Below are 11,734 nucleotides of genomic sequence, written 5' to 3'. Positions count from 1 at the left end.
GCTGGCGGGGGCTTGCGGCGGCGGTCTTGCTGACGGGGATGGCGGCGGGGTGCGGGGAGTCGGGGGACGACCCGGGTTCGGCCGGTGGCAAGGCGTCGGCCACCGCCGAGGTCGCGGCGCGCGGGGAGCGCATCGGGGCCGCCGGTTCCGCCTGTGAGCTTCCCGTCACCTTCGACATGGCCGAGTTCTGGGAGGCGGAGGCCGTCGACGCGTCCGACCGGAAGACCGACACCGGCGACGCGGCGGCCGACGCCATCGGCGACGCGCTCGTCGACCTGCTGCGGCAGGGACCGGTCACCATGGTCTGCGAGATCGACGCCAAGCCGGCCGGAAAGCTCGGCTTCCTTCGGGTGTGGACGGGCGAGCCGGGCGACGCGGACGCCCGCACCGTGCTCGAGGGCTTCGTGGGCGCCGAGGAGACGGCGAGCGGGGAGAAGTACCGCGCCTTCACGTCCGGCTCCTTCTCCGGTACCGAGGTGGAGTACACGACGACGAGCGCGCTGCTGGAGGAGACGAAGAAGGAGCGCGCCCTCGCCGTGAGCACACCCGACGGCCCGGTCGTCATCCACCTCGGGGGCATGGACACCGAGGAGCACGAGGCCATGCTGCCCGCCTTCGAGCTGGCCAAGAGCACGCTGAAGGCGACCTCCTGACCGAGCCCGGCCGCGGTCGGGCCACCCCGACGGACGTACGCGGGTCACGAAGCTGCCGGAAGGGGCCGGGGCCCGGCCTCACCGCGACCGCCGCCGAGGGCCGTCCGGCGACGGTGCCGTCCGGGGCGCCGGGGTCCATCACACCGCGTAACGCCCCTCGCCTGACAGGGCCCGGCAGTGTAGACATGGCACATGGTCCGACTCCTGGGACGATCGGGTACCCGGCCGGCCCGTCGTCCCCGGGGCCCGCTGGTGCGGCGCACGCCCGAGACCACGCTCGGCGGGCGCAGCCTCGCCGCGCAGGTGTTCGTCCTGCAAGCGGTCGTCGTCCTGCTGCTCGGCGTGGCGGCGGTCGTCGCCCTGGTGCTCCAGGCACGTCACGACACCACCCAGGAGGCCCGCAACCGCTCCCTCGCCGTCGCGGAGACCTTCGCGAACTCGCCGGGGATGCCGGCGGCGCTGAGCAGCCCCGATCCGACGGCCGTGCTCCAGCCGCGCGCGGAGGCCGCCCGCGAGGCGTCGGACGTCGACTTCATCGTCGTCATGAACACCGACGGCATCCGCTACACCCACCCCAAGCCGGACCGGATCGGCAAGCAGTTCGTCGGCACGCTGGCCCCGGCTCAGGCCGGCGGGACGGTCGTCGAGGAGGTCGACGGCACCATCGGGCGGCTCGTGCAGGCCGTGGTGCCCGTGAAGGACCCCGACGGCCGGGTCGCCGGACTCGTGTCGGCGGGCATCACCACCGAGCGCGTCGGCGGGAACGCCAACCGCCAGCTGCCGCTGGTGCTGAGCACGACGGTGGCGGCCCTCCTCCTGGCCACCGCGGGCACGGCACTGGTCAGCCGCCGCCTGCTGCGCCAGACGCACGGCCTGGGCCCGCACGAGATGACCCGGATGTACGAGCATCACGACGCGGTCCTGCACGCCGTGCGCGAAGGGGTCATCATCGTCGGCGGCGAGGGCGAGCTGCTCCTCGCCAACGACGAGGCGCACCGGCTGCTGGACCTGCCGCCGGACGCCGAGGTCCGCAAGGTGTTCGACCTGGGCCTGGACGCCGACACCGCCGAGTTGCTCGCCTCCGGGCGGATGGCGACGGACGAGGTGCACCTGGTCGGGGATCGGCTCCTGGCCATCAACCAGCGGCCCACCGACCTGGCGGGCGGGCCGGCCGGCAGCGTCGCCACCCTGCGTGACTCGACCGAGCTGCGCGCCCTGTCCGGCCGGGCGGAGGCGGCGCGCGAGCGCCTGGACATGCTGTACGCGGCCGGAGTGGGCATCGGGACGAGCCTGGACGTGACGCGGACCGCCGAGGAACTGGCGGAGCTGGCCGTGCCCCGGTTCGCGGACTTCGCCTGCGTCGACCTCTTCGACGCGGTGCTGGCGGGCGAGGAACCGGAGGCGAGGGGCGCCCTGCGGCGCACCGCGCTGAGCGCGATCCGCAAGGGCGCGCCGCTGTACGCGGTGGGCGAGCAAATCACGTTCGTGGAGTCGTCCCCGCAGTCCCGCAGCCTGGCCCAGGGCCGGCCCGTCCTGGAGGCCAGGCTCGCCGAGTCGCCGGGCTGGCGGGCGCAGGACCTGGAGCGGACCGAGCAGGTGGTGGAGTTCGGGATCCACTCGCTGATCACCGTGCCCGTGCGGGCCGGGGCCCTGGTGCTGGGTGTGGTCAGCTTCTGGCGTTCGGAGCGGCCCCAGCCCTTCGACCCGGAGGAGGTGGCCCTCGCGGAGGAACTTGTGGCGCGGGCCGCGGTCTCCATCGACAACGCGCGCCGCTTCACCCGTGAGCACGGCATGGCCGTCACCCTCCAGCGGAGCCTGCTGCCGCGCACGCTGCCCGAGCAGGGCGCCCTGGACATCGCCTACCGCTATCTGCCCGCGCAGGCGGGCGTCGGCGGCGACTGGTTCGACGTACTGCCGCTGTCGGGGGCCCGCGTCGCGCTGGTCGTCGGGGACGTCGTCGGGCACGGGCTGCACGCCGCGGCCACCATGGGGCGGCTGCGCACCGCCGTCCACAACTTCTCCGCCCTGGACCTGCCGCCGGAGGAACTTCTCGTGCTGCTCGACGAGATGGTCAGCCGCATCGACCAGGACGAGACGGCCGACGGCACCAGCGCCCCGGTGGCGGGAGCGACCTGTCTGTACGCCATCTACGACCCGGTGTCCCGGCGGTGCGCCGTGGCCCGCGCCGGCCATCCGCCGCCCGCGCTGGTCCATCCCGACGGGCGGGTGGAGTTCCTGGAGGTGCCGGCGGGGCTGCCGCTGGGGCTCGGCGGGCTGCCGTTCGAGACGGCCGAGGTGGAGCTGGCCGAGGGCAGCCGGCTGGTGCTGTACACCGACGGACTGGTGGAGGACCGCAAGCAGGACATCGACACCGGCCTGGAACGGCTGCGCACCGCGCTCGGCCGCGGTGACGGCTCGCCCGAGGAGACCTGTCGGGTGGTCCTGGAGTCGCTGCTGCCGGCCCGCCCGAACGACGACATCGCCCTGATCGTGGCCCGCACCAGGGCGCTCGGCACGGACCGGGTCGCCGAGTGGGAGGTGCCGGTGGACCCGGCCGCCGTCGGCGAGGTGCGGGCGGCGGTGGCCCGGCAACTGGCGCGCTGGGACCTGGAGGACCTGTCGTTCACGACGGAGCTGATCCTCAGTGAGCTGGTCACCAACGCGATCCGGTACGGCAGCCCGCCCGTCCGGGTGCGTCTGCTGCGGGACCGCACGCTGATCTGCGAGGTCTCCGACAGCAGCAACACCTCGCCGCATCTGCGGTACGCGGCCATGACGGACGAGGGCGGGCGTGGGCTGTTCCTGGTCGCCCAGCTCACGGACCGGTGGGGCACCCGCTACACGCCGACGGGCAAGGTGATCTGGGCGGAGCAGTCGCTGCCCTGAGCGCGGTCCGGAAAGATCGCGCGGGACCTGCCGAGGTGCCGCGAGAAGCCCGCACCGAGCAGGCATCGGGCCCGCATCGAGCCCGCGCCCAGCCCTCCGCGACTCATAAATGACGCTTATGTGCTCATAGACCGGACCCGCGTACCGGGTAAGGTTTGCCTTAGTTTAGGCTTCCCCCGAGTCGATCTGTCGCCGCTCGAAGGGAACCTGATCATGCCCCGCCCCCTGCGGGTAGCCATCGTCGGAGCCGGCCCCGCCGGGATCTACGCCGCCGACGCGCTGCTCAAGTCGGATGTGGCCACCGAGCCCGGTGTCTCCATCGACCTCTTCGAGCGCATGCCGGCCCCGTTCGGTCTGATCCGGTACGGCGTCGCCCCCGACCACCCCCGGATCAAGGGCATCATCACCGCCCTGCACCAGGTCCTCGACAAGCCGCAGATCCGTCTCTTCGGCAACGTCGACTACCCGGCCGACCTGAACCTGGACGACCTGCGCGCCTTCTACGACGCCGTGATCTTCTCGACCGGCGCCATGGCCGACCGCGAGATGTCGATCCCGGGCATCGAACTCGACGGCTCCTACGGCGCCGCCGACTTCGTGTCCTGGTACGACGGTCACCCGGACGTGCCGCGCACCTGGCCCCTGGAGGCGGAGAAGGTCGCCGTCCTCGGCGTCGGCAACGTGGCCCTGGACGTGGCCCGCATCCTCGCCAAGACGGCCGACGAACTGCTGCCGACGGAGATCCCTCCGAACGTCCACGAGGGCCTCAAGGCCAACAAGGCGCTGGAGGTCCATGTCTTCGGGCGCCGCGGCCCCGCCCAGGCGAAGTTCTCCCCGATGGAGCTGCGGGAGCTGGACCACTCCCCCAACATCGAGGTCATCGTCGACCCCGAGGACATCGACTACGACGAGGGCTCGATCGCCACCCGGCGCGGCAACAAGCAGGCCGACATGGTCGCCAAGACCCTGGAGAACTGGGCGATCCGCGATGCCGGCGACCGTCCGCACAAATTGTTCCTGCACTTCTTCGAGTCGCCCTCGGAGATCCTCGGCGAGGACGGCAGGGTCGTGGGCCTGCGCACCGAGCGCACCGCCCTCGACGGCACCGGCAACGTCAAGGGCACCGGCGAGTTCAAGGACTGGGACGTCACGGCCGTCTACCGCGCCGTCGGCTACCTGTCCGAGAAGCTGCCGAAGCTGCCCTGGGACCTCGACTCGGGCACGGTCCCGGACGAGGGCGGGCGGGTCATCGAGGAGAGCGGCGCGCACCTCCAGTCGACGTACGTCACCGGCTGGATCCGGCGCGGCCCGGTCGGTCTGATCGGCCACACCAAGGGCGACGCCAACGAGACGGTGTCGAACCTGCTGGCCGACTTCGCGGCCGGCGCTCTGCACACGCCGTCCTCGCCCGCTCCCGAGGCGGTGGACGCGTTCCTCGCCGAGCGGGACGTCCGCTTCACCACCTGGGAGGGCTGGTACAAGCTGGACGCCGCGGAGAAGGCGCTGGGCGAGCCGCAGGGCCGCGAGCGCGTGAAGCTCGTCGAGCGCGAGGACATGCTCCGCGAGAGCGGCGCGTGACCTGCCGCTGAGGCGGCGGGCAACCGCTGTCGGGAAGGGCCCGCGGACCGCCGTCCGCGGGCCCTTCCGGCTTGGCGGCGGGCCGCACGGGCACAGGCGCCGCCCGTCGCAGGACGGGTGGCGCCCGTGTGAGGGATCAGCCGTCGTCGCGCGGGTAGGTGTCGATGACCTCGCCGCGGGCGTTGGCCTTCAGGTAGGCGCTGCCGTACTCGTCGGAGAGGTAGACGCTCATCGTCGGGTCGCTGTCGAGGGTCGTGGAGGCCGGGCTGACGAGCAGGTAACGGGTCGTCGGGTCCGGGATGCCGAGGGTGCGGGCGGCCTTGGTGAGCAGCGCGGGCACGGCGTCCCAGGCGAAGTCGTTCATGTCGACGGGGACCGTGCCCGGCGAGACGGTGCCGCCGGGCCCGAACTTCACGGCCACGTCCGCGCCCCGGTAGATGTAGCGGTCGTACAGTTTCGGGCGGCCGGGGACGGGGCCGGTGGCGATGGCGTACTCCCCGTACACGGCCAGGCTGTCGACCTTCGAGCCGCCCATCGCGTCGGTCAGCTTCGCCACGGCCTTGCGCAGGCCGTCCGCGCTGAGGAGGTCGACGGGGTCGTCGGTGGTGTCCACGGGTGAGGCGCTGGGGGACGCGTCGGCGGAGGCCGCCGTCCCGGTGGACCCGGACGCCGTGCCGCGTGGCGCGGCCGTGCCGTCCTTCTGGCCGCTCCCGTCCGGGAGCAGCGTCCACACGAGCACGCCGGTGAGCGCCGCCGCCGCGGCGGCGAGGGCCGCCGTACGGGCCCGGCGCGGCCGGCGCGGTCCGGTGGCCGCCGTGACGTGGGCCGGGGTGGGGCCCGTCGCCGGAACGGGGGGTGCGAGCGGGTAGGAGGTCCGCGCGCCGTCGGCCGGGGTGTCCGCGTCCGTACGGGGAGCAGGTCCACCGGTGAGATCGGCGAGCATCTGGTCGATCTGTCCGGCGTCGGGGCGGCCCTGCGGGTCCCGCACGAGCAGCGAGGTGAGCAGGGGGGTCAGCGGTCCGGCCCGCCGGGGCGCGGGCACGTCCTCGCCGAGCACGGCGGCCAGTGTGGCGAGCGTGCTGCCTCGGCGCAGCGGGTGATGGCCCTCGACGGCGACGTACAGCAGCATCGCCAGGGACCACAGGTCGGCGGCCGGGCCGCCGTCCTTGCCGCTGACGCGCTCCGGGGCCATGAAGTCGGGTGAGCCGATGACGGCCCCGGTGGCGGTGAGGCCGACGGACTCGCGGACGGCGGCGATGCCGAAGTCGGTGAGCACGGGCCGGCCGTCGGGGCGCAGCAGGACGTTGGCCGGTTTGACGTCGCGGTGCTCGATGCCGACGGCGTGCGCGGCGCGCAGCGCCGACAGCAGGTCCCGGCCCAGGCGTGCGGCCTCGGCGGGGGTCAAGGTGCCCCGGTCCAGGCGGTCCTGGAGCGAGCCGCCCTCCACCAGTTCCATCACGATCCACGGATACGTGGCGTCGCCGCCGTCGACGATGTGGTGGATGGTGACGACATGGGGGTGATGGACGCGGGCCAGCGCGCGGGCCTCCCGCAGGACGCGCTCGCGCAGCAGGCGGGCGCCCTCGGGGTCGTACTCGGCGAGGTCCGGGTCGGGCGGCCGTACTTCCTTGACGGCGACGTCGCGGTGCAGCGCCAGGTCGCGCGCCCGCCACACGACGCCCATGCCCCCGCCGCCGAGCCGCCCGACCAGTTCGAACCGGCCGTCGACGACACGTCTGTCGGATCCCCCTGTGCTCATGGAGAGGGAGCTTAGACCGGTCGGTCTTTGGCGTAGAGCGCGCCCGCTCGTGCCCCGGTGTGACCTCCCGTGCACCTGCCGTACGGGGCGCGGCGCGAATGGGGTCGCGGGGCCACGGGCATGCTGCGGGTGAGGTCACTTCCGGCGGGCCGTGCCGGCTGTCGGACCGGAGTGCCCCTTCCCCCCGTCCGCATCCCACGAAGGACATGTGGTCTTGGCTCAAACGTTCCCTGAGGCACCGTCAGCCCGCCGTCCCGGCCGTTCCTGGACCATTCGCGTGGTCGGGCGCCGGGACCGCACCGCGTCGGTCACCTGCTCCTCCGCGTGCGCGATGCCGCCGCGCTCGCGCGACCTCGCGGCCCTGCGCCGCTTCGCCGAAGCCCATGCCGCCGCACACGCCAGAGCGGCGACCGTACGGTACGACGCCGCCTGCTGGTGCCGGCACGAGCGGTGCGCGGCGCACGAGGACACGCGCGTCTCCTGCGCGGGCGCGGTCCTGCTGGTGCTGCGGCACGATCCCGCCGTGGGCCAGGTATGGACGCTCAGTGAAGTCTGCTCCGCCTGCGCCGCGTTGATGCCGCACACCCGGATCATCGGCCGCGCGACGCGGCCACCGGCCGGCGCCGGCGGTCCCGGTCCGGCCGGACCGCGCCCGGCGGCAGTCCGCTCGCCGGCCGTCCCGGCCGTGGCACCCGCGCGGCTGGTGCCCGGCGGGTTCAGCGCACCCGGCACGCCCGCGGCGAACGCCGGCGACGCGGAACGGGTCGTCGTGCAGCGGCGCCGGGGGCGTGCGGAGGGGGGCGGGACGTGAGCGGACCCGGGGCGCGGACGGCCGTCGCCGGTTCAGCCGCCGTACTCCGAGCCACGCTGAGGTCTGTACTGCTGCGGGATGCGCAGCGGCAGGGCGCTCAGGGGCCGGTTCCCGGGTACCGGCGGGACAGGGGGAACCGCCGGGTACGCCGGGACCGGTGACGCCGGGCCGGGTGCGGGCCGGGCCCCTATCAGAGCGGCGATGTGGGCGCCGCTGCGCCGGCCTTCGAGGTGCAGGCGGCCGACGTTGGCACGGTCGTCGGCGAGCAGGGTGAGAATGGCGGAGGGACCGGCCGCGTACGTGGCGACGTAGCCCCCGGCCGCGCGCACGAGGAGTTCGCAGAACTCGCCGGACGCGGTGAGGTCCACCATGCGGTGGCCCACGCCGAGGGCTGCCGCGGTGAGGGCCGCGAGCCCTTCCGGCTGGACGCCGGGCGTGTCCTGCGCGAGGACGAAACCGTCGACGCTGGCCGCCAGCGCCCCCGTCAGCCGGGGCATGCGCGTGCGCAGCCGGTGCAGTTCGTTCAGGACCTCGGCCTCGACGGCCATGACCAGTCTCCTTTCGCCTTGCGGCGCGTGTCGACGGCGCGGCGGACACCGGTCCGGCGGGGCCTGGTCGCGGGGCAGCACCGAGAGCGTGATCCCGAGGTTACGGAAAGTGGCGGCCCTGGGTGACGGCTTTGGCATTTTCCTCTGGAACGTGCGCCGCGGCTCAGGGGAGCGGGCGCGGCGGGCGTTCCGGGCACGGGGACAGGGCCCGCCCCGACGCGGATGGTGGGCGAGCCCTGTCCGCCGGGGTCGATTGTCGGGGCCCGCGGCGACCGGGACCACGGGTGCGCGCCCGCGTCCGGTGGTGAACGCCGCACACCCCGTGTGCGGCCCGCGCACGGGACACGGCGGGCACCGGGTGCCGGCGCCCTGGGAGGAGCCGTCCGTCCTGTGAGATCCGGTTTCCCCGGCTCATGGTCCTGCGTACGGTCGGTCGGCCGGGGTGCTCTCCCGTCCGCCCGCGCCGACCCCGCGGGCGGGTACGGCGCGAGGGCCGCCGGTCAGGTGCCCGTCCCACGCGTGACGCACGCCGCGGGTGGGAATGCGCACCACGACCTGGTATGTGCCGACCCCGCCCGATCACCCACCCGCCGCGACGGCGATACTGACAGTCCCCGTCGCCCCGCTCCTCACGAAGGGACTCATGCTCACCTCCCCGACCGTCCCGGCCCCGACGCCCTCCACCGTGTGGCTGACCCGTGGCCGCCACACCGGGCCCGCCGCGCCGGACGTCCTGCGCAAGAACCTCCGGTCACTCAAGGAGAAGGGGACGCTCCACGACTTCCTGGAGCTTCCCGACACCGAGACCGCCGAGGGGGAACTGGTCTTCGAAGCCCGCTGGCAGGTGCCCGAGGACGTCACCGTGCGGGCCCGTCTGACGCTCGGCGAGTGGTCGGGTCCCGGTCAGGAGTGGACGCTGGTCGCGGAGGCGGAGCGGCCCTGGGACCAGCGCTGGCCCTCGCCGGCGGCGATGTTCTGGCCCTGGGACGCGGACGGCCTGTGGGGCCACGAGACGGTGGCCGGCGGACGTTACCTCGACATCAGTCCGCTCCCGGTGGACGACAAGGAACTGCGGCGGGTGCTGCGCGCCGCCCAGCGGGACACCTGGACCATCGACGTGGTGGTGCACGAGGCCATGACGCCCGACGAGCGGGGCCGCCGTTCCCTGATCCCGCTGCTGTCCGCCGGGCTGCATCACCGGGTCGTGGAGCACCGGGTGGCGCCGCACCAGCTGCGCACCGCGAACTGGGCGCTGCGCGAGTTCGACGTGGAGCTGCCCCGCGGCGGCGCGGTGGTGCTGCCGGGGTCGCCCGTCCCGGCCGGGTACGAGGCGGCCGGCTTCTCGGTGCGCAGTGTGTTCCTGGACGGTACGCACCCCACCGAGCTGCTGGACGCGGTGACCCGGTTCGCCGCCCTGCCCAAGCCGTTGCCGGACGGCGGCGAGGCAGCGCTGACCGCGCTGCGGGAGGAGTGGCGGCTGCTGACGCTGGAGGAGGAGCTGGCCCGTGAGCGCCGGCTCGCGGCCATGTACCGGGAGGCCCTGGAGGCGATGACGGAGTCCCGGGACCTGTACCGGGAGGCCGCCGAGCAGGCCCACGAGGCGCTGGCCGCCTACCGGGAGGCGGCCGTCGAGTCGGGTGGGCTTCCGCGGCCGGCCGCCAAGCCGGCCGGTTCGCCGTTCCAGCAGCTGGGCCGGACCCTGGAACGCTTGCGGGGGACGGCGAAGGGCCTGCGGGAGCGCGACACCCGCGGCGTCCCGGTCGCCGGGCCCGCGGACGGCGAGGGGGGCACGGCCGCCGAGAGGTGACCGGGGTGCGCCCGGCGCCGCCCGGTTCCTCCCGCTCGGGACGTGTCGAGTGCCGTCCGCTGGATACGCGGTCCCCACGGCACGACGGCTCTGCCGAAGGGATCCACGACATGGGCAGCGAGCACGAACCCGCGCACCGCGCCGGCGCACCGCCTTCCCACCGCTCCGCGACGACCCTGCGGGTCAACGGCAAGCCGCACACCCTGACCGTGGACCACCGCCGGGTGCTGCTGGACCTCCTGCGCGAGGATCTGGACCTGACCGGCGCCAAGAAGGGCTGCGACCACGGGCAGTGCGGCGCCTGCACGGTCCTGGTCGACGGGCGGCGGGTCAACAGCTGTCTGCTGCTCGCGGTCGCCGCCGACGGCTGCGACGTCACGACCGTCGAGGGGCTGTCGGGGGACGGCGAGGAGCTCCACCCGCTCCAGCGGGCCTTCCTGGAACGCGACGCCTTCCAGTGCGGCTACTGCACCCCGGGCCAGATCTGTTCCGCGGTCGGCGCCCTCGCCGAGGCGGAGGCCGGCCACCCCTCGCGGGTCACCGACGGGCGGGCGCTCGCCGGGCCGGTGCCGCTCGACCGGGACGAGATCCGCGAGCGGCTCAGCGGCAACCTGTGCCGCTGCGGGGCGTATCCCCGCATCGTCGACGCGGTCGAGGACGTGATCCGGTGAAGCCCTTCGCCTACGTACGGGCCGGCAGTCTCGCCGAGGCGGCCGACGCCTACGCCTCCCACCCCGGCGCCCGCTATCTGGGCGGCGGCACCAATCTCGTCGACCTGATGAAGCTCGGCGTGGAGGAGCCGACCGCCCTCATCGACCTCACCCGTCTTCCCATGGACGGGGTGACGGAGCTGCCGGACGGTTCGCTGCGGGTCGGGGCGCTGGTCCGCAACAGTGACCTCGCGGCGCATCCGCGGGTCCGCGAGCGCTACCCCGCTCTCTCGCAGGCGCTGCTCGCCGGTGCCTCCGGCCAGTTGCGCAACGCCGCGACGACCGGCGGGAACCTGCTCCAGCGCACCCGCTGCCCGTACTTCCAGGACGTGACCAAGCCGTGCAACAAGCGGGAGCCCGGAAGCGGCTGCGGCGCCCTGGCCGGGATCCACCGCGACCACGCGGTGCTCGGCCACTCCGAGCACTGCGTGGCCACCCACCCCTCGGACATGGCGGTCGCCCTGGCCGCGCTGGACGCCCAGGTCGAGCTGTACGGCCTCGCGGGCGTACGGCGGGTGCCCGCCGCCGAGTTCCACCGGCTGCCGGGGGACCACCCGGAGCGGGACACGGTGGTCGAGCCGGGTGAGCTGGTGACCGCCGTCCTGCTGCCGGCCGCCACGGCCGGGGTGCCCTCCGCGTACCGCAAGGCCCGCGACCGGGCCTCGTACGCGTTCGCGCTGGCCTCCGTCGCCGTGGCGCTGAAGGTGACGGACGGTGTGGTCGCGCACGCCGGGATCGCGTTCGGCGGGCTGGCGCACCGGCCCTGGCGGGCCCGGCGGGCCGAGGAGGCGCTGCTGGGGGTCGCCCCGACCGAGGTCGCCTGCGAGCGGGCCGTCGGTCTCGAACTGGAGCGGGCCAGGCCGCTGCGCGACAACGCCTACAAGGTGCCTCTGGCGCGAAACCTCGCCGTCGACGTCCTCGCACGGCTGGTACGCGACGGGGAGGACGCGTCATGAGGTCCCCCGCCACGGGCGCCGGCGCC

General features: G+C 74.3%; 9 protein-coding genes. 7 read left to right on the top strand and 2 right to left on the bottom strand.

What is annotated here, in order from left to right:
* From BZL64_RS35305 to BZL64_RS35295, 3 genes are all read left to right on the top strand, one after another.
* On the top strand, positions 1–653 hold a 653-nt coding region (locus tag BZL64_RS35305), incomplete at its 5' end, for a lipoprotein (RefSeq protein WP_341868850.1).
* Between the two features lie 192 nt (positions 654–845).
* The gene (locus tag BZL64_RS35300; RefSeq protein ID WP_208639587.1) at positions 846–3,539 is read left to right on the top strand and encodes a SpoIIE family protein phosphatase; all 2,694 of its coding nucleotides are present in this window, start codon (positions 846–848) and stop codon (positions 3,537–3,539) included.
* A 213-nt stretch (positions 3,540–3,752) separates the two neighbouring features.
* Entirely contained in the window at positions 3,753–5,117 is a 1,365-nt protein-coding gene (locus BZL64_RS35295) for an FAD-dependent oxidoreductase (protein WP_086773134.1), read from the top strand.
* A gap of 136 nt (positions 5,118–5,253) precedes the next feature.
* Here BZL64_RS35295 and BZL64_RS35290 read toward each other — a convergent pair whose 3' ends face one another.
* On the bottom strand, positions 5,254–6,876 hold the full coding sequence (locus BZL64_RS35290) for a serine/threonine-protein kinase (protein WP_086773133.1): 1,623 nt from the start codon (positions 6,874–6,876) through the stop codon (positions 5,254–5,256).
* A gap of 277 nt (positions 6,877–7,153) precedes the next feature.
* Between BZL64_RS35290 and BZL64_RS35285 the strand changes: the two genes are divergently transcribed.
* Positions 7,154–7,687, top strand: coding sequence for a hypothetical protein (locus tag BZL64_RS35285; RefSeq protein WP_244205704.1), 534 nt, complete (start codon positions 7,154–7,156; stop codon positions 7,685–7,687).
* Between the two features lie 32 nt (positions 7,688–7,719).
* On the opposite strand, the gene BZL64_RS35280 is transcribed toward BZL64_RS35285, so the two are convergent.
* On the bottom strand, positions 7,720–8,235 hold the full coding sequence (locus tag BZL64_RS35280; RefSeq protein ID WP_086773132.1) for a roadblock/LC7 domain-containing protein: 516 nt from the start codon (positions 8,233–8,235) through the stop codon (positions 7,720–7,722).
* A gap of 643 nt (positions 8,236–8,878) precedes the next feature.
* On the opposite strand from BZL64_RS35280, the gene BZL64_RS35275 reads away from it, so the two are divergent.
* The 3 genes from BZL64_RS35275 (at position 8,879) to BZL64_RS35265 (ending at position 11,708) form a co-directional block, all read left to right on the top strand.
* A complete protein-coding gene (locus tag BZL64_RS35275; RefSeq protein WP_244205706.1) occupies positions 8,879–10,042 on the top strand; it encodes a hypothetical protein in 1,164 nt (387 codons plus the stop codon).
* Between the two features lie 110 nt (positions 10,043–10,152).
* A complete protein-coding gene (locus BZL64_RS35270) occupies positions 10,153–10,713 on the top strand; it encodes a (2Fe-2S)-binding protein (RefSeq protein ID WP_086773131.1) in 561 nt (186 codons plus the stop codon).
* Positions 10,710–11,708, top strand: coding sequence for an FAD binding domain-containing protein (locus BZL64_RS35265; protein WP_086773130.1), 999 nt, complete (start codon positions 10,710–10,712; stop codon positions 11,706–11,708). The genes BZL64_RS35270 and BZL64_RS35265 overlap by 4 nt, the downstream gene beginning before the upstream one ends.
* Positions 11,709–11,734: the final 26 nt, after the last annotated feature.

Origin of the sequence: Streptomyces bobili (assembly GCF_002154575.1) — a bacterium.
GTDB lineage: Bacteria > Actinomycetota > Actinomycetes > Streptomycetales > Streptomycetaceae > Streptomyces > Streptomyces bobili.
This window is presented reverse-complemented; position numbering and strand designations above follow the sequence as displayed.